This is a genomic window from Streptomyces sp. SudanB25_2051 (genome assembly GCF_964272635.1).
In the GTDB taxonomy this organism is placed as follows: Bacteria; Actinomycetota; Actinomycetes; order Streptomycetales; family Streptomycetaceae; genus Streptomyces.
On the sequence record NZ_OZ186787.1, the window covers coordinates 3,419,043 to 3,439,067 of the forward strand.

General features: G+C 74.4%; 14 protein-coding genes, 3 tRNA genes and 1 other RNA gene. 10 read left to right on the forward strand and 8 right to left on the reverse strand.

Annotation, left to right across the window (positions count from 1 at the left end; all coding sequences use genetic code 11):
- The first annotated feature begins 73 nt into the window (after window positions 1-73).
- From ffs to ACSUPT_RS15290, 6 genes are all read left to right on the forward strand, one after another.
- An RNA gene (ffs, locus tag ACSUPT_RS15265) (signal recognition particle sRNA small type) lies at window positions 74-172 on the forward strand.
- A gap of 165 nt (window positions 173-337) precedes the next feature.
- Entirely contained in the window at window positions 338-2,770 is a 2,433-nt protein-coding gene (locus tag ACSUPT_RS15270) for a DNA polymerase III subunit gamma and tau (RefSeq protein ID WP_436944642.1), read from the forward strand.
- A gap of 61 nt (window positions 2,771-2,831) precedes the next feature.
- Window positions 2,832-4,085 carry a phosphoribosylamine--glycine ligase gene (gene purD / locus ACSUPT_RS15275; RefSeq protein ID WP_351966963.1) on the forward strand — a complete coding sequence of 418 codons (1,254 nt, stop codon included), beginning with the start codon at window positions 2,832-2,834 and terminating at the stop codon, window positions 4,083-4,085.
- A gap of 361 nt (window positions 4,086-4,446) precedes the next feature.
- On the forward strand, window positions 4,447-6,297 hold the full coding sequence (locus ACSUPT_RS15280) for a hypothetical protein (protein ID WP_436944644.1): 1,851 nt from the start codon (window positions 4,447-4,449) through the stop codon (window positions 6,295-6,297).
- 186 nt (window positions 6,298-6,483) lie between these two features.
- Entirely contained in the window at window positions 6,484-7,950 is a 1,467-nt protein-coding gene (locus tag ACSUPT_RS15285; protein ID WP_399218581.1) for a N,N-dimethylformamidase beta subunit family domain-containing protein, read from the forward strand.
- Window positions 7,951-8,036: 86 nt separating this feature from the next.
- A complete protein-coding gene (locus ACSUPT_RS15290; RefSeq protein WP_361654460.1) occupies window positions 8,037-8,939 on the forward strand; it encodes a phosphoribosylaminoimidazolesuccinocarboxamide synthase in 903 nt (300 codons plus the stop codon).
- A gap of 192 nt (window positions 8,940-9,131) precedes the next feature.
- Here ACSUPT_RS15290 and ACSUPT_RS15295 read toward each other — a convergent pair.
- From ACSUPT_RS15295 to ACSUPT_RS15330, 8 genes are all read right to left on the reverse strand, one after another.
- Window positions 9,132-9,207: transfer RNA gene (locus ACSUPT_RS15295), tRNA-Gly, on the reverse strand.
- Window positions 9,208-9,229: 22 nt separating this feature from the next.
- A complete protein-coding gene (locus ACSUPT_RS15300) occupies window positions 9,230-9,838 on the reverse strand; it encodes a response regulator transcription factor (RefSeq protein WP_351966959.1) in 609 nt (202 codons plus the stop codon).
- Window positions 9,838-11,283 (reverse strand): sensor histidine kinase, encoded by a 1,446-nt coding sequence (locus ACSUPT_RS15305; protein WP_436944645.1) that lies wholly within the window; start codon window positions 11,281-11,283, stop codon window positions 9,838-9,840. The genes ACSUPT_RS15300 and ACSUPT_RS15305 overlap by 1 nt, the downstream gene beginning before the upstream one ends.
- A 58-nt stretch (window positions 11,284-11,341) precedes the next feature.
- Window positions 11,342-12,148: an ABC transporter permease gene (locus ACSUPT_RS15310; protein ID WP_365725723.1), complete on the reverse strand. Its 807-nt coding sequence runs from the start codon at window positions 12,146-12,148 to the stop codon at window positions 11,342-11,344.
- 1 nt (window position 12,149) lies between these two features.
- Entirely contained in the window at window positions 12,150-13,115 is a 966-nt protein-coding gene (locus ACSUPT_RS15315; protein ID WP_403504649.1) for an ABC transporter ATP-binding protein, read from the reverse strand.
- 192 nt (window positions 13,116-13,307) lie between these two features.
- A tRNA-Gly gene (locus ACSUPT_RS15320) sits at window positions 13,308-13,380 on the reverse strand.
- 76 nt (window positions 13,381-13,456) lie between these two features.
- A tRNA-Gly gene (locus ACSUPT_RS15325) sits at window positions 13,457-13,531 on the reverse strand.
- 562 nt (window positions 13,532-14,093) lie between these two features.
- Complete coding sequence (locus ACSUPT_RS15330; RefSeq protein ID WP_351966955.1) at window positions 14,094-14,420, reverse strand: histone-like nucleoid-structuring protein Lsr2; 327 nt, start codon at window positions 14,418-14,420, stop codon at window positions 14,094-14,096.
- A 394-nt stretch (window positions 14,421-14,814) separates the two neighbouring features.
- Between ACSUPT_RS15330 and purS the strand changes: the two genes are divergently transcribed.
- From purS to ACSUPT_RS15350, 4 genes are all read left to right on the forward strand, one after another.
- A complete protein-coding gene (purS, locus tag ACSUPT_RS15335; protein WP_023587565.1) occupies window positions 14,815-15,063 on the forward strand; it encodes a phosphoribosylformylglycinamidine synthase subunit PurS in 249 nt (82 codons plus the stop codon).
- Entirely contained in the window at window positions 15,060-15,740 is a 681-nt protein-coding gene (gene purQ, locus ACSUPT_RS15340) for a phosphoribosylformylglycinamidine synthase subunit PurQ (RefSeq protein ID WP_351966954.1), read from the forward strand. The genes purS and purQ overlap by 4 nt, the downstream gene beginning before the upstream one ends.
- Window positions 15,740-17,989, forward strand: a complete 2,250-nt coding sequence (gene purL, locus ACSUPT_RS15345) for a phosphoribosylformylglycinamidine synthase subunit PurL (protein ID WP_361654474.1) — start codon at window positions 15,740-15,742, stop codon at window positions 17,987-17,989. The genes purQ and purL overlap by 1 nt, the downstream gene beginning before the upstream one ends.
- Before the next feature lie 133 nt (window positions 17,990-18,122).
- A complete protein-coding gene (locus tag ACSUPT_RS15350; protein ID WP_436944648.1) occupies window positions 18,123-20,003 on the forward strand; it encodes a protein kinase domain-containing protein in 1,881 nt (626 codons plus the stop codon).
- The last annotated feature ends 22 nt before the right edge of the window (window positions 20,004-20,025 follow it).

The following is a 20,025-nucleotide window of genomic DNA, read 5'->3' on the forward strand; positions in this document are numbered from 1 at the left end:
GCCGGGAACATTACATGACTCCGGGGGGTGCTCGCGAACTCGTTCGTCCGGCGACGGATCGGGTACGCTGGGGCCCAGCCCCTCACGTGGCGCTATCTGACTGAACTCCCCCAGGGCCGGAAGGCAGCAAGGGTAGGTCGGCTCTGGCGGGTGCGTGAGGGGCGCTTGCGTTCACGGGCGTGCGCGGGGGTTCGCGGGGGTGCGCGGCCGCCGGGTGGAGCGGTTCCCGGGCGGGGCGGGCCCGGCGCGGTGGGGATCTTCGCGGTGGCGGCCGCGGGCAGGGCCCGTCGATCTTGGGGCGGTCCGGTTGTCGGTGCGGCCCGATATCGTCGTAAGCGTGTCGTCCCTCGCGCTGTACCGCCGCTATCGACCCGAGACCTTCGCCGAGGTCATCGGGCAGGAGCATGTCACCGACCCGCTGCAGCAGGCGCTGCGGAACAACAGGGTCAATCACGCGTACCTGTTCAGCGGGCCGCGTGGCTGTGGCAAGACGACCAGTGCCCGCATCCTCGCGCGGTGCCTGAACTGCGAGCAGGGCCCCACGCCGACCCCGTGCGGCGAGTGCCAGTCCTGCCGGGACCTCGCGCGCAACGGGCCCGGCTCCATCGACGTGATCGAGATCGACGCCGCGTCGCACGGCGGTGTGGACGACGCCCGCGACCTGCGCGAGAAGGCGTTCTTCGGCCCCGCGAGCAGCCGGTACAAGATCTACATCATCGACGAGGCGCACATGGTCACGTCGGCGGGGTTCAACGCCCTGCTGAAGGTGGTCGAGGAGCCGCCGGAGCACCTCAAGTTCATCTTCGCGACGACCGAGCCCGAGAAGGTCATCGGCACGATCCGGTCGCGCACCCACCACTACCCGTTCCGGCTTGTCCCGCCCGGCACGCTGCGCGAGTACCTCGCCCAGGTGTGCGGGCAGGAGGGCATCCCCGTCGAGGACGGCGTCCTGCCGCTCGTCGTGCGGGCCGGCGCCGGTTCCGTGCGTGACTCGATGTCCGTCATGGACCAGCTCCTCGCCGGCGCGGGCGAGGAGGGTGTGACGTACGCCATGGCCACCTCCCTGCTGGGCTACACCGACGGCTCGCTGCTCGACGCCGTGGTGGAGGCGTTCGCCACCGGTGACGGCGCCGCCGCGTTCGAGGTGGTCGACCGGGTCGTCGAGGGCGGCAACGACCCTCGCCGGTTCGTCGCCGACCTGCTGGAGCGGCTGCGCGACCTGGTGATCCTCGCCGCCGTGCCGGACGCCGCCGACAAGGGGCTCATCGACGGCCCCGCCGACGTCATGGAGCGCATGCAGGCCCAGGCGTCCACCTTCGGCGCGGCCGAGCTGAGCCGCGCCGCCGACATCGTGAACACCGGCCTCACGGAGATGCGCGGCGCCACCTCCCCGCGCCTCCAGCTGGAGCTGATCTGCGCGCGCGTGCTGCTGCCCGCCGCGTTCGACGACGAGCGCTCCGTCCAGGCACGCCTGGAGCGGCTGGAGCGCGGAATGCACGTCCAGCCCGCCGGACCCGGCCCCGCCATGGGGTACGTGCCGGGGCCCGGCGCCCATGTGCCCGACGGAGGCGCCGCCGCCGCGCGTGCCGCCGTCCGCGGCGGCGAGGCGCAGCCGGGGATGCCCCCCGCGGCCCCCGGCGCGGCCCCCGCGGCCCCCGTCGCGCCTGTGCCGCCCGTGGCTCCGCCCGCCCCGGCGCCCGCCGCTCCCGCCGAGCCCGCAGCCCCTGCCGCCGCGGCCCCCGCCGCACCGCCCGCCGCCCCCGCGTCCCGCGCCCCGGGCGCCTGGCCCACCGCCGCCGCACCAGGAGCCCCCGCGCCGGGAGCCCCCGCACCCGGTGCCGCCGCGCCTGGCGCCAGTCCCGGCGCCGGTCCCGCCGCCGGCGGGGGCGTACGGCAGCCGGGGGCCTGGCCCACCGCCGCCGCGCCCGGCCAGGGCCGCCCCGCCGAGCCGCAGCCCCAGCCGCACCAGGCACCGCCGCACCAGCAGCCCCAGGCGCCCGCCCCCGCCGCGCCCCCCGCTCCGGCCGCCTCCGCCCCCGGCGTCTCCGCCGACATGGCGCAGGGCGCCGTACAGGCGCGCAACATGTGGCCCGGCATCCTCGAGGCCGTCAAGAACCGGCGCCGCTTCACCTGGATCCTCCTCAGCCAGAACGCCCAGGTCGCCGGGTTCGACGGCACGACCCTCCAGCTCGGCTTCCTCAACGCCGGCGCCCGCGACAACTTCGCGAGCAGCGGCAGCGAGGAGGTCCTCAAGCAGGCCCTCGCCGAGCAGTTCCACGTGAACTGGAAGATCGAGGCCATCGTCGACCCGTCGGGAGGCGCCGGCCAGGCCCCCGGCCAGGGCGGATACGGCCGCCCCGCGTCCGGCGGCCCCCTCGGGTCCGCCGCGCAGGCGCCGTACGCGGCCCCCCAGGCCCCGCACAGCCCGCAGGGCGCCCCCCGCCCCGCACAGCAGCCGCAGTCCGCCCCCGCGCCCCACCAGCAGGGCGCCACGGGCCCCGGCGGACGGCCCGGCCCCGCCGCCCACGGCGCGAGCCCCGCTCCGGGCCCCGCGGGGTCCACCACGCAGGGACCCGGCCAGGGCGCTGGCCAGGGCCCGGGAGCCGCCGGTTACGACACCCACCGCCCCGCCGCGCCGCAGCAGGTCGCCCCCGAGGACGACGTACCGGAGGAGGACGACCCGGACCTGGTCGACTCCGCGCTCTCCGGCCACGAGCTGATCGTCCGGGAGCTCGGCGCGACCGTGGTGGAGGAATATACGAACGAGTAGGGACCGTCCGCTCAGTGGCCCGCACAAAGGGCGGACCGCCCGCCGGGCTACCCTGGCTGGCGTGAAGGTCCTCGTCATCGGCGGCGGCGCCCGCGAACACGCCCTGTGCCGCTCCCTCTCCCTCGATCCCGACGTCACCGCTCTGCACTGCGCGCCCGGCAACGCCGGAATCGCGGAGGTCGCCGAGCTCCACCAGGTCGACGCCCTCGACGGCGCGGCCGTGGCCCGCCTCGCCGGCGACCTGGCCGCCGACCTCGTCGTCATCGGCCCGGAGGCCCCGCTCGTCGCGGGTGTCGCCGACGCCGTGCGCGCGGCCGGCATCCCCTGCTTCGGCCCCTCCAAGGAGGCCGCGCAGCTGGAGGGCTCCAAGGCGTTCGCCAAGGACGTGATGGCCGCCGCCGGTGTGCCCACGGCCCGCAGCTACGTCTGCACCACTCCCGCCGAGATCGACGCCGCCCTCGACGCGTTCGGCGCCCCGTACGTGGTGAAGGACGACGGCCTCGCCGCCGGCAAGGGCGTCGTCGTCACCAGCGACGTGGAGCAGGCCCGCGCCCACGCCCTGTCCTGCGACCGCGTCGTCATCGAGGAGTACCTCGACGGCCCCGAGGTCTCCCTCTTCGCGATCACCGACGGCACCACCGTCCTCCCCCTCACGCCCGCCCAGGACTTCAAGCGCGCCCTGGACGGCGACGAGGGCCCCAACACGGGCGGCATGGGCGCCTACTCGCCGCTGCCGTGGGCCGACCCCAAGCTGGTCGACGAGGTCATGGCCTCCGTCCTCCAGCCGACCGTCGACGAACTCCGCCGCCGCGGCACGCCGTTCTCCGGACTGCTGTACGCGGGGCTCGCCATCACCTCGCGCGGCGTGCGGGTCATCGAGTTCAACGCCCGCTTCGGCGACCCCGAGACGCAGGTCGTCCTCGCCCGCCTGCGCACGCCCCTCGCCGGGGTGCTGCTGCACGCGGCGAACGGCACGCTCGACTCCGAGCCGCCGCTCACCTGGCGCGACGAGGCGGCCGTCACCGTGGTCGTCGCCGCGCACAACTACCCCGGCACGCCCCGCACGGGCGACCCGATCACCGGCCTGGACGAGGTCGCGGAGCTGGACGCCCCGCACGCGTACGTCCTCCACGCCGGTACGAAGCGGGACGGCGACGCGGTCGTGAGCGCCGGCGGGCGGGTCCTGTCGGTCACCGCGACCGGCGACGACCTGGCGCAGGCCCGCGAGCGGGCGTACGCGGCGGTCGGGCGCATCCGGCTGGACGGCTCCCAGCACCGTACGGACATCGCCCGCGCGGCGGCCGAGCAGAGCTGAACCGGCCGGAGAGCCGGCCGGAGGAGAACCCGGCCGGTATCCCGGTCAGCGGGCAGGGCCCGGGTGGCGATGCGCACCCGGGCCCTCACTACACCCACCCGCACCCCGAACCGTCCCGAGCCCTGCCCAAGCCATTCCATCGAGTGACGGCTCACCCATCCGACTGACGGCCGCCGACGCCCCAACTAGGGTGCCGCGCAGGCGTTCCGGCACTTGGCCCACCGGCATTGCGATGTCAGTGGCGGGTGTCACAGTGGGGGAGTGAGCAAAACCGCCGCGGGGGTGGAGGGGGTGACGTACGGCTGTGTTCGGTCCCGGTTCCGACAGCGCCGACAGGGGCGCGACGAGCACCTTGGGCGCCATGGGTGAGGAGCGGGGCGCGCGGGCCGCGCGCGCCCGCGCCCGGGCCGTGCTGCGCGTGCGCGGCAGAGCCCTGGCGCTCGCCGTGCTCCCCGCCGCGCTGGCGGTCGTCCTGCTGGCAGGAGCGGTGACCGGGCAGCTGGAGGGCCCCGCCTGGGACGCCGCCCGCTGGGTGGTGTCCGGGGCCGCGTCGGCCGTGCTGCTGGGCGCGGTGGCGGTCGGCGCGGTGGTCGCGCGGGCCCGCCCGGCGCTCACGCCGACGGTGGAGATCGCCGAGTCGTCCGCGCCGGACCTGTACGGGATGGTGCGGGACCTCGCGGCCCGCCTCGCGGTGCCCGAGCCGTCCGCGATAGCGCTCACGCCCGACTGCGACAGCTGGCTGGAGGACCGTACGCACCGTGCGCACCGGATATCCGGCGGCGGGGTGCACGGGACGGCGGGCGCCGCTCCGGTGCTGGTCATAGGGTCGCCGTTCCTGTGGTGGATGCGGGTCGGCGAGCTGCGGGCGGTGCTGGCGCCGGTCGTCGCCGGTACGGGCCCCTCCGCCCACCCGGACATAGCCGCCGCGCGGCGGTTCGTCCGCGGTCTCGACGCGGCGGTCGCGCTGCCCGCGCGGCCCGGCACGGGTCCGGTGCGGCGCCTGGGCGCGCGTGCCGTGGCCGTGGTGGCCCGGCTGATGCTCCGGGCCGTCAGGGAGCACGCCGCGGAGATGGAGCGCGGGGTGGCCGCGGCGGCGTCGGAGCGGGCGCAGGCGGTGGACTACGGGCTGAGGATCGTCGCCCAGGAGCAGGTCGGCCTCGCGTACGCGGGCTGGGACCGGCTGCTGACGCGGGTGGCGCTGCCCGCCTGGCGCATGGGCCGCTGGCCGTCCCGGCTGGACGCCGGTGTCGTCTCGGCGCTCACGGAGCTGTCCCGGCGCGACCGGCTCGCGGAGGGGTTCGCGTCGCGGCTGGGCGAGCGCCCGGCGTGCGACCTGCTGGAGGAGCCCGGCCTGGTGGACGAGGCCACGTCGCTGCTGGCCGCCCGCCTCTTCCACGGCGGGCCCGCCGAGCCCGGGCCGGACTGGGCGCCGGTGGACTGGCAGCGGTATCCGGAGGAGGTCGTGGACCGGAAGTGGCGCACGGAGGCCGCGCGCCTGCACCGCGTGCTGGACCGGCTGGGCACCGGGCCCGCACCGGAGGGGCCGACCCTGACGCGCGTCCTCGACCACTTCGCCACGGCGGAGGACGGGGAGACGGTGGCGGCCGCGCTGAGCGCGGAGCTGTCCCGCGAGGAGCACGCCCCGCGAGGCCCCGCCCAGCCCGACGGCACGACGGACACCACCGGCACGGCAGCCGCGACGGGCCCCCGGACAGGCCGCTCCGGGCCGGACCACTCCCAGGCGGACCGCGCCCCGGCGGACCGCTCCGGCGCGAACGGCTCCAGGGCAGGCCGCTCCGGCGCCGGGCCGGTCGTGCCGACGGCCGCGTTCGAGCCGGCCGCCGGGCCCCTGCCCGCTCCCGGCGCGGACCCGGCGCCGGAGACATCGGGAGGGCCCGCCATCTGGGGCGCCGACGACCTGCCGCTGCTCCCGCTCCAGCCGCCGCGCACCGGCCGTGAGCTGCTGGCCGACCATGTGCTGGCCGTCGTCTGCTGCGCCGCCGTCGACACGGCGGGTGCGGCCCCCGGCCTGGACTGGCTGGACGGCCCCGTCCTGCTGATCGGCGACGGTGACGCGGACGGCTCCGGACGGCGGCGGGCCGATGTCGCCCCCGGCGTGCTGGCGCTGATCGAGGACGCCGACCCGGAGCCGCTGCGCGACTGGCTCGCCTCCGTGGGCGCCCGCCCCGAACAACCCGTGCGCCTCGGCTGACGGCACGCCACCCCCGCTCCCGCGGGCTCCGCGCGCCCCCGCGCACCGCACCGGGAACGCTCCGTTCCGTTCGCGTCATTTCACGACGACGGGTGACGGACCGCGTGCGTTATGTGATGTGCTGTGGGCCGACGCCGAGCGCGTCGGATTCGCCGGACACCGGGGGAGTCGAGGGAGGGGCGCAGCATGGGGGCGGAGCAGGTTCGGCGGTGGGAGTCCGGGGCGCTGGCCCATGCCGTGAACGACCCGTACGGACAGGGGCCGCTCCCCTGGCTGCGCGGCACCGAGCAGTACGTGGGCGAGGACGGCCGGATCACCCCCTGGTACGCGCGGCCGGCCCGCCGCCCGGGCGACGACCGGGGGAACGGGCCGCGCGCCGCCGACGACGTGGGCCTCCAGATCAAGGGCTTCGCGTCGACCGGGGCCGTCGCCCCCGGCGAGGCGATCGACTTCCACATCACCGTGAACCCGCCGCAGCAGTTCTCGGCCGACGTCTACCGCGTGGGCCACTACGGCGGCGACGGCGCCGCCAAGGTCACCACGAGCCCCCGGCTCTCCGGCATCGTCCAGCCTCCGCCGCTGACCGCCGACCGCACGGTCTCCTGCCACCACTGGTGGCTGTCCTGGCGGCTGCAGATCCCCTCGTACTGGTCGACCGGCGCGTACGTCGCCGTCCTGACGACCGCCGACGGCTACCGCTCCCACATCCCCTTCACGGTCCGCGACGGTCACCCCGCCGACCTGCTGCTGGTCCTGCCGGACATGACGTGGCAGGCGTACAACCTGTATCCGGAGGATGGCCGTACGGGCGCGAGCCTGTACCACGCGTGGGACGAGGAGGGCCGCCTCCTGGGCGAGGCCGACGCGGCCGTCACGCTCTCCTTCGACCGCCCGTACGCCGGCCAGGGCCTGCCCCTGCACATCGGGCACGCGTACGACGTGATCCGCTGGGCCGAGCGCTACGGCTACGACCTCGCCTACGCCAACGCCACCGACCTGCACTCGGGCCTGGTCGACCCGACCCGCTACCGGGGCCTGGTCTTCCCCGGCCACGACGAGTACTGGTCGGTGCCGCTGCGCCGCGCCGTGGAGGCGGCCCGCGACAGTGGCACGTCCCTGGTGTTCCTCTCCGCCAACACCCTGTACTGGCAGGTCGAGCTGGCCCCGTCCCCGTCGGGTGTGCCGGACCGCCTGCTGACGTGCCGCAAACGCCGGGGGCCGGGCCGTTCGGCGCTGTGGCGGGAGGCGGACCGGCCGGAGCAGCAGCTGCTCGGCATCCAGTACGCGGGCCGGGTCCCCGAGCCGTACCCGCTGGTCGTGCGGAACGCCGGCCACTGGCTGTGGGAGGCGTCGGGCGCCGGTGAGGGCGACGAGCTGCCGGGCCTGGTCGCGGGCGAGGCCGACCGGTACTTCCCGCGCACGGCGCTCCCCGACCACCAGGAGCGCATCCTGCTCGCCCACTCCCCGTACCTGGACGCGGCCGGGGCCCGGCGCCACCAGGAGACGTCCCTTTACCGGGCGCCGTCCGGGGCACTCGTCTTCGCGTCCGGCACGTTCGGCTGGTCCCCGGCTCTGGACCGGCCGGGTCATGTCGACCCGGCCGTCCAGCGCGCCACGGCGAACCTGCTGGACCGCATCTGCAAACGGGACTAGAACCGTTCCCTGCACCCCTGGCCACGGCCTCTCCCCCCGCGTGCGGGAGAATCGGAACCGATTGGTCAGATCCACGGGGAGGAACCGTGTCCGGATTCGTAGAAAAGCCCGAGCCCCTTCAGGTGCCGGGCCTGGTGCATCTGCACACCGGGAAGGTGCGCGAGCTGTACCAGAACGAGGCGGGCGACCTCGTGATGGTCGCCAGTGACCGCATGTCCGCCTATGACTGGGTGCTCCCCACGGAGATCCCGGACAAGGGCCGCGTCCTCACCCAGCTCTCGCTGTGGTGGTTCGACCAGCTCGCGGACCTCATCCCCAACCACGTGATCTCGACGGAGCTGCCCGAGGGCGCCCCCGCCGACTGGGCGGGCCGCACGCTGGTCTGCAAGTCCCTGCGGATGATCCCGGTCGAGTGCGTGGCGCGCGGCTATCTGACCGGCTCCGGCCTGGTCGAGTACAACGAGTCGCGCACCGTCTGCGGGCTCGCCCTCCCGGAGGGCCTCACCGACGGTTCGGAGCTCCCCGCCCCGATCTTCACGCCCGCGACGAAAGCCGCCGTCGGCGAGCACGACGAGAACGTCTCGTACGAGGAGGTCGCCCGCCAGGTCGGCGCGGAGACCGCCGCGCAGCTGCGCCAGTCGACGCTCGCCGTGTACAGCCGCGCGCGGGATGTGGCGCGGGACCGGGGGATCATCCTGGCGGACACCAAGTTCGAGTTCGGCTACGACGAGAACGGCGGCCTGGTCCTGGCGGACGAGGTGCTGACGCCGGACTCGTCGCGGTTCTGGCCGGCCGCCGAGTGGCAGCCGGGCCGTGCGCAGCCCTCGTACGACAAGCAGTTCGTCCGGGACTGGCTGACCTCCCCGGACTCCGGCTGGGACCGGCACGGCGAGCAGCCGCCCCCGCCGCTTCCCCAGGAGGTCGTGGACGCGACGCGCGCCAAGTACATCGAGGCGTACGAGCTGCTGACCGGCACGTCCTGGTCGTAGCGCGTGGTCGTGGCGCGCAGGGCGCCGGACGACCGCCCGGCCACTCCGCCCCGTCGAGCACCCGCTCGGCGGGGCGGTTGCACTGCCTCGCGCGCGTGTTTCACGTGAAACACCGGAGCCCGCGCGAGGGCGCGCAAGGACCCGCGTGGGGAAACGTCGAAGGCCCCGGTCTGATGACCGGGGCCTTCGCTCTGGAGCGGACGACGAGATTCGAACTCGCGACCCTCACCTTGGCAAGGTGATGCTCTACCAACTGAGCCACGTCCGCCTGCGCCGTAGCGCGAGACCTACTATACCCAACCTCGCTCGCGCGCGAGACGCACTGCCGTATGACGGTTCTCCGCACCGAGCTTCGAGACGGCGGACGAGAGGTAGTTGCGAACCGTTCCAGGGGAGAGGGAGGCGCGCCGGGCGATCTCCGCCACGGGGGCGCCGTCGCCCGCGAGTTCCAGTACCTCGGTCTCGCGGGCGGTCAGCGGGGAGTCGCCCGCGGAGATGGCGTCGGCGGCCAACTCCGGGTCCACGTAACGGTTTCCGGCGTGGATGCTGCGGATGATCTCGGCGAGCCGCTGGGCGCTGACGGTCTTGGGGACGAAGCCCCGCACCCCTGCCGCGAGGGCCCGCTTGAGGTGGCCGGGCCGGCCGTGGCCGGTCACGATCATGGTCTGGCAGCCGGGGAGTTCGGCCCGCAGGGATGTGGCGACTCTCACACCGTCGGCACCCGGCATCTGGAGGTCGAGGACGGCCACGTCGGGGCGGTGGACGCGGGCCATGGCGATCGCCTCCGGCCCGGACGCCGCCTCCGCGACCACCTCCAGGTCCTCTTCGAGTCCGAGGAGCGCGGCGAGCGCGCCCCGGATGAGGTGCTCGTCGTCGGCGAGCAGCACGCGTACGGTCATCACAGCCCCTTCCCGGCGGGCGCGCCCGCGGCGGGCCGGAGCTCCGCGCCGTCGAGCGGCACCCGGGCGGTCACCCGGAACCGCCCGCCGTCGCCCACGGGCCCGGCGTCGAGCACGCCGCCCAGCACGGCGAGCCGTTCGCGCAGCCCCGCGAGCCCGGATCCCCCGGTCCCGGTGGCCCGCGCCCCGTCGTTCTCGATCACCAGCACCACCTGTCCTCCGTCCGCCATCGTGTCCGCCGCCACGCCGCTTCCGGCGACCGGGCCGCCGGAAACCTCCCGGCCTTCCCCATGGGCCCGGCCTTCCCCATGGGCCGGGCCCGCCACACCGGCCCGGCTCTCGGCACCAGCCCGGCCTTCGGCACCGGCCCTGCCCGTCACACCGGCCCGGGCTTCGGCACCGGCCCGGTCGCCCGATTCGGCCGTCACGGTCACGTGGCAGTGGCGGGCGTCGCTGTGGCGCAGGACGTTCGTCGTGGCCTCGCGGACGACCCACGCCAGGGCGGACTGGGCGGCGGCGGGCAGTTCGGCGGCGTCCCGCAGGTCGATGCGGCACCGTATGCCCGCGGCCTGGAGGACGCCCCGGGCGCCGTCGAGCTCGGTGTGCAGGTCGGCCTCCCGGTAGCCCCGCACGACCTCCCGTACCTCCCGCTGCGATTCGCGGGCGATCCGCTGCACCTCGCCCATCTCCGCCACGGCCCGGTCGGCGGCCCCGCGCCGGGCGAGCTGCACGGCGAGCTCGCTCTTGAGGGCGATGACCGACAGATTGCGCCCCATCACGTCGTGGAGGTCCCGTGCGAACCGCAGCCGCTCCTCGGCGACGGCCAGCCGCGCCTGGAGCCGGTGGGCGGCGTCCAGCTCCCACACGGCGCGCAGCAGCCATCCGGAGAAGCCGCTGGTGGTGGCGAAGACGACCGTGCCGAAGGCGATCGTGAACGTGAACGCGACGGTGCTGGTCAGCGGCAGCCCCAGCAGGACGGCGCTCGCCGCGGGCCCTGCCACGGCGACCACCGTGAGCCCCAGGATGTGGCGTACCCGGACCGTGCACAGGGCGAGCGCGCCGACGCCCCAGCTGACCAGCCCGCCCGCCACGTACATGGTCATCTGGAGGTCCGCGCCGGGCAGCCAGCGCTGCAGGGCGAGCACGGCGAGGCAGCCCGCCGAGGTGAGCACGGCGATGACGGCGGCGAGCCGGCCGGGGCGCTCGCGCCGGCCCAGCTGCCAGCTGAGCGCCCGCGACGACAGCACGGCGACGAGCACGATGTGCACCAGCACGGTGAGGAACAGCCACCCGCCGACCGGTCCCACCTCACGGTTCACCGCCAACGCCGGCATCCCGCCGATGAAGACGGCCACGCAGGCCAGCCCGTGGTACGTCCACCGCGTGTAGAGCTCGACCTTCTCCGGGTTGCTCCTGCGGGTCCACCAGCCGGTCAGCCTGGCCATGCGCCCGTCCCCCTCCCGTCGTTCTTGCCGTCCCCGCCCGTCCCGCCGACGTCGCGCGTCAGTGGCGCGGCTCCCAGCGGAACCGCCGCCGTACAGCGAACACCGCGACGGCCGTCCAGACCAGGGCGGTCGCCCCGGCCCGCAGCAGCTCCCCGGTCTCCGCGCCGCCGAGCCACCCGGCCCGCAGCAGCGTCACGACACCGGTCACCGGCAGCAGCGCGCACACCGCCTCGACCCGCTCGGGGAACGCCTCCAGCGGCACGAACAGCCCGGAGCCCATCGCCGAGACGAGGAACAGCGGCATCGTCGTCAGCTGCGCGCTCTCCACGGTCCTGGTCAGGGTGGCGGTGTACGCGGCGAGCGCGCCGAGCAGCACGATGCCGACGGCCACGCCGGCGACGAGCAGCTCCGGCCGCTGCGGCGCCCGCACGTCGAGGAACGCCACCGCGGCCACCACCATGATCACGCACTGGGCGAGGGTGAGCGCCACCGAGGGCAGGGCCGTCCCGGTGAGGATCTCCGTGTCGGACGCCTCGCCGGTGCGCAGCCGCTTCAGCACGAGCTCCTCGCGGCGGGCGACGTAGGCGGGGACGAGGTTGAGGTAGACGACGATGACGAGGACCATGCCGAGGCCGCCGGTCATGGCCGCCTCGACGAGGGTCATCCCGGTCCCGTCCAGGCCGACGCGGTCGAGGCCCGCCCGGATGGAGCCGATCATCAGCAGCGGCATGAGGAGGGTGACGAACAGCGCGGTCCTGTTGCGGACGAGGAGGACCATTTCGGCGCGGGCGAGCGCGGCGAGCCGCCCGGCCGGTGTGGTGCGGCCCGCGGGCGCCGTCGTCGCGCCGGTGGTGGTGTCCGCCATGTCATACCTCTGCGGGTCGGGTCTGCGTGCCGGTGCGGGCGATGTCGAGGAACGCCTCTTCCAGGGAGGCGGACCGCGCGTCGAGCGCTTCGAGCCGTACGCCGTGTTCGCCGGCCCACCGCAGCAGCTCGGTGAGCGCGCCCTGGAGGTCGTGGGTCCGGATCTCGACGCGCCGCCCGTCGGGCTGGGCGGCCCGAAGCTGGAGCGGGAGCCGGGCGGCGGGCACCCCGGCGGGCAGCTCGAACCGGATGCGGGCGGGCCGGGACGCGGTGACCTCGGCGGGGGTGCCGGAGGCGACGATCCGCCCGCCATGCATGATCGCCAGCTGGTCGGCGAGGGCTTCGGCCTCCTCCAGGTAGTGCGTGGTGAGCAGCACGGTCGTACCGGTGTCGCGCAGATGCCGTACGAGGTCCCAGGTGTCGCGGCGGCCCTCGGCGTCCAGTCCGGTGGTCGGCTCGTCGAGGAACAGCACCTCGGGGCGGCCGAGGAGGGCGAGCGCCAGGTCGAGGCGCCGGCGTTCGCCGCCGGACAGCTGCTTGACGCGGACCCGGGCTCGGGCGGCGAGGCCGACCATGTCGAGGGCCTCGCCGGTGGGGCGGGCGCCGCTGGTGCAGCCGGCCCACATGCGGACGGTCTCGGCGACGGTCAGGTCGGAGGGGAAGCCGCCTTCCTGGAGCATCACGCCGATGCGCGGCCGGACGGCGGCGCGTTCCGCGTACGGGTCGTGGCCGAGGACGCGGACCCGGCCGCCGCTCACGGGGGCGAGCCCTTCGAGGAGCTCGACGGTGGAGGTCTTGCCCGCCCCGTTGGTGCCGAGCAGGGCGAAGACCTCGCCGTACGGGACGGTGAAGGTGATGCCGCTCACGGCTTCGAAGCCCTCGGAGTACCGGCGCCGCAGGTCCCGTGCCTCGATGGCGTCGCCGTGTCCGGGCCGGGCGGGGCCCGGGTGGTGGTCGTCGCTGGTCATGGCTCCAGCGTCGGGGCGGAGCGGGCGGTACGGCAGTACGCCGTGTCATCGGGGACCGCTGACAAATGTCACGCCGGCGCCGCCCGGCCGGAAGTCCCGCCGGAAAGCCCGGCGCACAGGTCCGGGCCGACTGCCACCGGCAGGTGGTAAACGACGAGGACCCCGGTCGATTGACCGGGGCCCTCATTCACGAGCGGACGACGAGATTCGAACTCGCGACCCTCACCTTGGCAAGGTGATGCTCTACCAACTGAGCCACGTCCGCATTGCTCCCGACCGGCTTTCACCGGGCGGTGCGAACACCACTGTACCTGATCCACCGGAGTGGTTGGTATGTGATGTGGAGCGGGTGACAGGAATCGCACACTGCGCCTTCCCCCTGGAAGGGGGATGTTCTACTACTGAACTACACCCGCACGCTCCGTGAGGCGCTTGGCTTTTCGGCCTCGCCCCTCGGCGTGCTCCAGACTTTAGCCGATCAAGGGGGGTGCCGCGCAACTCGGTGCCGGAAGGCCCCGTTCCGCCCCTGCGGACCGGCGCCGCCCCGGCGGCGACCAGGCGCGGTACGACTCGACGGCGGCGGCCACGGCTGTGGAGCCCGCAGGGCCCTGCGGGCCCGGCTCGGCGAAGGCGCCCGCAGCCCGGCCCGTCCTGTCCCGTCCGGCAGGGCGTCCGGCAGGGCATCCGTCAGTACGTCCTGGACGGCGCCGGGGGGCCGCACCGCCCAGGCCCCGGGCGCTTGAGCCCTGCCCCGTACCGCCCGCGGTACCGCCCGGGCGCATCCGGCAGGGCCCCGCCCGGTCCCGCCCCGCGCCCTGGCCCCGCCCGTACCGCCCCGAGCCAGCGGTCGCCCCGAGCCGCGCGACCCACCCCCTCGGCGGATCAGACGACGGCCCGTGCGCGCTCCGGCCCCGTGCGTATCGCCGGACGAGGGCGCGGGCGCCGTGCCGCGCGGGGGCGGACAGGGGTCGGGCCGGATCAGTTCGCCTCGTGGAACGCGTCGTAGACGCGCTTCGGGATGCGCCCCCGCGCCGGCACGTCCATCTTGTTGGACTGCGCCCAGGCGCGTACCGCCGCCGGATCGGGGTCGACCGAGGTGTGCTGGAACGCCTTGCGGGCCTTCTCCGTGCCGGACTTCTTTCGTCCGGCCTCCATGTACGGGGCGAGAGCCTTGCGCAGTTTCTCTGCATTGGCTTCATTGAGGTCGATCTCGTACCACTTACCGTCGAGGCCGAACCTGACCGTTTCCGCCGCTTCCCCGCCCTCGATGTCGTCGGTGAGCGTGACTACTACGCGCTGCGCCACGGATATCGGTCCTTTCCCGTGGTAAGCCGCCGTTCCGGGTGTGTTGTGTGACACGTTTGACGTGCGGCGATACCTGATTTAGATGGGTGTATTCCTTTGTACAGCGCGGAGTGCCGCGCTGGGAAGACCCGGCAATTGTGCCCGCGTGTCCGCGCGCATTGGTGAAGCCGCGATTCTTTTCCGGGATTTTTCCGCGCGGTTCTCGACGCGCGGTGCCGCGCATGCTCCCCGCCCCCTTCCGGTCCCTCCGGCGAGCCGCGCGGCCGGCGCGCACGTCTCTTCCGCCCAAGATCGTTTCATGCGTTTGTGCGTTCCTCCGGAAATCTACTCGCGTAGAATTTGTAGGCAGGTACGCTGGGTGAACCGCCCACGCAACACACCACCGGGAGTGCCAGTGGCACGCGTCGTAGTCGACGTCATGCTCAAGCCCGAGATCCTCGACCCGCAGGGACAGGCGGTGCAGCGCGCACTGCCCCGTCTCGGCTTCGAGGGGATCGCGGACGTCCGCCAGGGGAAGCGCTTCGAGCTGGATGTGGAGGGCCCGGTCGATGACGCCGCCCTCGCCCGCATCCACGAGATGGCCGAAACCTTCCTTGCCAACACCGTCATCGAGGACTTCGTCGTCAAGGTGGAGGAGGCGTGACGTCTCGCATCGGAGTCGTCACCTTCCCCGGGACGCTCGACGACCAGGACGCCCTGCGCGCCGCCCGGCTCGCCGGCGCGGAGCCGGTCTCGCTCTGGCACCGTGACAAGGACCTCAAGCAGGTAGACGCGGTCGTCCTCGCGGGCGGCTTCAGCTACGGCGACTACCTGCGGGCCGGGGCGATCTCCCGGTTCTCGCCGGTCATGGAGTCGGTCATCGAGCAGGCGAAGGCCGGCATGCCGGTCCTCGGCATCTGCAACGGCTTCCAGATCCTCACCGAGGCGCACCTGCTGCCCGGCGCCATGCTGCGCAACAACCACCTGCACTTCATCTGCCGCGACCAGAAGCTGCGGGTGGAGAACGCGAACACCGCCTGGACCTCCGACTACGAGCAGGGCCAGGAGATCTCCGTACCGCTGAAGAACATGGACGGCCGGTACGTCGCCGACGAGCGCACGCTCGACGAGCTGGAGGCCGAGGGGCGGGTGGCCTTCCGCTACCTGGACGTGAACCCCAACGGCTCGCTGCGCGACATCGCGGGCATCACCAACGCCGCGGGCAACGTGGTCGGCCTCATGCCCCACCCCGAGCACGCCGTCGAGCCGCTGGTCGGCACCGGCAGGACCGACGGCCTCGGTTTCTTCACCTCGATCCTCAAGAAGCTGGTCAACGCCTGATGAGCCTCGACACCGTCAAGCACGCCACCGAGACCCCGGACGTCGAGCAGCCGTGGGCCGAGCTGGGCCTGAAGAAGGACGAGTACGAGCGCATCCGCGAGATCCTCGGCCGCCGCCCGACCGGCGCCGAGCTGGCGATGTACTCGGTCATGTGGTCCGAGCACTGCTCGTACAAGAGCAGCAAGGTCCACCTGAAGCAGTTCAGCGAGAAGAAGCCCGAGTCCGACGCGATGCTCGTCGGCATCGGCGAGAACGCCGGCGTCGTGGACGTCGGCCAGGGCTACGCGGTCACCTTCAAGGTCGAGTCGCACAACCACCCGTCGTACATCGAGCCCTACCAGGGCGCGGCCACCGGCGTGGGCGGCATCGTCCGCGACATCCTCGCCATGGGCGCCCGCCCGGTCGCCGTGGTGGACCCGCTGCGCTTCGGCGCCGCCGACCACCCCGACACCAAGCGCGTCCTGCCGGGCGTCGTCGCCGGCATCGGCGGCTACGGCAACTGCCTGGGCCTGCCCAACATCGGCGGCGAGGTCGTCTTCGACTCCTGCTACCAGGGCAACCCGCTGGTCAACGCCGGCTGCATCGGCGTGATGAAGCACGAGGACATCCACCTCGCCAAGGCGTCCGGCCCCGGCAACAAGGTCATCCTGTACGGCGCCCGCACCGGCGGCGACGGCATCGGCGGCGTCTCGGTCCTCGCGTCCGAGACCTTCGACGACACTAAGCCCACCAAGCGCCCCGCCGTCCAGGTCGGCGACCCGTTCCAGGAGAAGCTCCTCATCGAGTGCACCCTGGAGGTCTTCCAGGAGAAGCTCGTCGCGGGCATCCAGGACCTCGGCGGCGCCGGCCTGTCCTGCGCGACCTCCGAGCTGGCGTCCGCCGGCACCGGCGGCATGCGCATCGAGCTCGACACCGTCCCGCTGCGCGACGCGACGCTCTCGCCCGAGGAGATCCTCATGAGCGAGTCGCAGGAGCGCATGTGCGCGATCGTCGAGCCGCAGCACGTCGACCGGTTCATGGAGATCTGCGAGAAGTGGGACGTCATCGCCACCGTCATCGGTGAGGTGACCGACGGCGACCGCCTGGAGATCTTCTGGCACGGCGAGCAGATCGTTGACGTGCCGCCCGGCACCGTCGCCCACGAGGGCCCGACCTACCACCGGCCGTACGCGCGCCCGGACTGGCAGGACGCCCTCCAGGCCGACGACGCGAACAAGCTGCCCCGGCCGCAGACCTCCGAGGAGCTGCGCGAGCAGGTCCTGAAGCTCGTCGCGTCGCCGAACCAGGCGTCCAAGGCGTGGGTGACGGACCAGTACGACCGGTTCGTGCAGGGCAACACCGTCCTCGCCCAGCCCGAGGACGCCGGCATGGTCCGGATCGACGAGGAGACCAACCTCGGCGTCGCCATCGCCACGGACGGCAACGGCCGCTACGCCAAGCTCGACCCGTACACGGGCGCGCAGCTCGCCCTGGCGGAGGCGTACCGCAACGTCGCCGCGTCCGGCGCGAAGCCGCTGGCCGTCTCCGACTGCCTGAACTTCGGCTCGCCCGAGGACCCGGCGGTCATGTGGCAGTTCGCCGAGGCCACGCGCGGTCTCGCGGACGCCTGCCTGGAGCTGGGCACGCCCGTCACGGGCGGCAATGTCTCGCTGTACAACCAGACCGGTGACACCGCGATCCACCCGACGCCCGTCGTCGCCGTCCTCGGCGTGATCGACGACGTGACGCGGCGCACGCCGATCGCCTTCGCGGAGGAGGGCCAGCTCCTCTACCTGCTGGGCGACACGCGCGAGGAGTTCGGCGGCTCGGCCTGGTCGCAGGTCGTCCACGACCACCTCGGCGGCCTGCCGCCCAAGGTGGACCTGGAGCGCGAGCGGCTGCTCGGCGAGATCCTGATCGCCGCCTCCCGCGACGGCATGGTCGACGCGGCGCACGACCTGTCCGACGGCGGCCTCATCCAGGCCGTGGTCGAGTCCTGCCTGCGCGGCGGGAACGGCGCGCGGCTGATCGTCCCGGACGGTCTGGACGCGTTCACCTTCCTGTTCAGCGAGTCCGCCGGCCGCGCCGTCGTGGCCGTGCCGCGCAGCGAGGAGCTCCGCTTCACCGACATGTGCGGCGCCCGGGGCCTGCCCGCCACCCGCATCGGTGTCGTGGACGGCGACACGATCGACGTGCAGGGCGAGTTCAGCGTGCCGCTGGCCGAGCTGCGCGAGGCGCACGAGGCGACGATCCCGGGCCTGCTGGCCTGACGGCCGGTACGCCCGAGCCGAGCACCGAGCGGACGGAGGGCCGGCCCCCGGAGGACACCGGGGGCCGGCCCTCCGCGCTGCTGCGGTAGCCTCGGCGAACTGGCCTACGCACAGGGCGTTTCGGGGGATTCGGGTGTCAGACCAGCGGCCGTCGCCATCGTCTTCGTCGTCTTCTGCCCCGTACGAGGGGTACTCCGGGCACCTGGGCCACGAGGCCGTGCTGCGGGAGGCGGGTGCGGCGCCGCTGCGGCCGTCCGACCCGCCGCGCATCGGCCCCTATGTGCCGCTCGGCGTGCTCGGCAGCGGCGGGATGGGCCGGGTGTACCTGGCGCTGCCGCCGGCCGGCGGAGGCACGGGCACGGGAGCCGCGCCGGGGCCCGGAGCGGGCGGCGGACTCGCGGCGGTGAAGGTGATCCGGCCCGAGTACGCGGAGGACCCCGAGTTCCGGCGCCGCTTCGAGCGGGAGGCCGCCGTGCAGGCGAGCGTCCACACCCCGCACGCGCCGCGCTTCCAGGGCACCGGCTTCCACGACGAACTGCTGTGGCTGGCCGCCGACTTCGTACCCGGGTACAGCCTGAGCGACGCGGTGCGCGAGTACGGGGCGCTCGGCCCGGCAGCCGCGTGGCGGATCGTCGCCGACCTGGGGCGGGCGCTGATGGCGCTCGGCGCGGCGGGCGTCGTCCACCGGGACCTGAAGCCGTCGAACGTGCTGCTCTCCGTGCGGGGGGCCCACGTCATCGACTTCGGCATCTCCAAGTCGTCGGGCGCCAGCATGCTGACGGCGACCGACAGCCGGGTCGGCACGCCCGCGTTCATGGCGCCCGAGTACCTGCGGACCGGGCACACCGATGCCGCGTCGGACGTGTTCTCGCTGGGCGGCACGCTCGTCTACGCCGTGTCCGGGCGGGGCCCCTTCGGCCTCGGGACCGGCATGGACGTGATGCACCGGGTCGTGTACGAGGAGCCGGACCCGCAGGTCATCGGGGCGGTCGCGGCGGCCGACCCCGCGCTGGGCGCGCTGCTGGCGGCCTGCCTCGCGAAGGACCCGGCGCACCGCCCGACCCCGGCGCAGCTCGTGACGGCGGCACCGGCGGCGTCGGGCCCCGCGTGGCCGGACGCGCTGCGGGCGCGGGTGACGGCGAGGAAGGCCGCGTACGACGCCCTGACCCGCCTCCCGGCCCCGGTGCCCGCCCCGGCGCCTTCGCGGCCGCAGCCCCCGACGGCGCCCTACGGGTACCCGCACCCGGCCCACGCCCCGGACGGCCACACCCCCGCGGGCCCCGTCCCCACCCCTGCGCGGGCCCCGCACACGCCTCCGTACCCCTCCGGGATCACCCCGACGCCGCCCCTGACGACCCCGCCCCCCTACGGGGAGACGCCCCCGGCCCGGTCCGGTGGCCGTACCCGTACGAGGGCGTACCTCGCGGTGGCGGCCGCGCTGACGGTGTGCGCCGTCGCGGTGTCCGCGTACCTGTTCACGCGGCCGGAGGGCCCCGCCGCGCCCCCGGCCGCCGCCGGCGCGCCCTCGGCACCGGCGGCCGCCCCCGTGGCGGAGGGCGGCGCCCCGGACGACGCGGCCGCCTCGCCCCTCGCCTCCCCTACGGGCGACCCCTCCCCGTCGACCGCCCCGACCCCGCCGCCGGGCAGCGCCGCCCCGTCCCCGTCGCGCGCCGAACCCCGCCCGACGGTCACGGTCACCGCCCCGCCCGCGCGCCCCACCCCGACCCCGGCACCGGCCACGTCCCCGACACCGGCCCCGAAGCCCGCGTGGATCACCGGCTGCACCTTCTACGACGGCACGCAGACCACCAGGTACGGCGACAAGAACGTCCGCGTGACGCAGGTCCAGTGCATGCTGACCAAGCGCGGCTACGGCGTGGGCGAGGCGGGCGTGGATGGCGACTTCGGCACGGCGACCAAGGACGCCGTACTGGCCTTCCAGCGCGCCAAGGGCCTGGAGGCGGACGGGATCGTCGGCCCGAGGACCTGGGCGGCGCTCCGCTCCACCACCTGACGGGGCGGCGGTAGCCTCGGGG

Bases quoted from the DNA above. Each gene is read 5' to 3' on its own strand.
- ACSUPT_RS15310 (WP_365725723.1), bottom strand. From the start codon at position 12,148: ATGGCGGACACCACCACCGGCGCGACGACGGCGCCCGCGGGCCGCACC.
- ACSUPT_RS15280 (WP_436944644.1), top strand. From the start codon at position 4,447: ATGGGTGAGGAGCGGGGCGCGCGGGCCGCGCGCGCCCGCGCCCGGGCC.
- ACSUPT_RS15300 (WP_351966959.1), bottom strand. From the start codon at position 9,838: ATGACCGTACGCGTGCTGCTCGCCGACGACGAGCACCTCATCCGGGGC.
- ACSUPT_RS15285 (WP_399218581.1), top strand. From the start codon at position 6,484: ATGGGGGCGGAGCAGGTTCGGCGGTGGGAGTCCGGGGCGCTGGCCCAT.
- ACSUPT_RS15315 (WP_403504649.1), bottom strand. From the start codon at position 13,115: ATGACCAGCGACGACCACCACCCGGGCCCCGCCCGGCCCGGACACGGC.
- ACSUPT_RS15305 (WP_436944645.1), bottom strand. From the start codon at position 11,283: ATGGCCAGGCTGACCGGCTGGTGGACCCGCAGGAGCAACCCGGAGAAG.
- purL (WP_361654474.1), top strand. From the start codon at position 15,740: ATGAGCCTCGACACCGTCAAGCACGCCACCGAGACCCCGGACGTCGAG.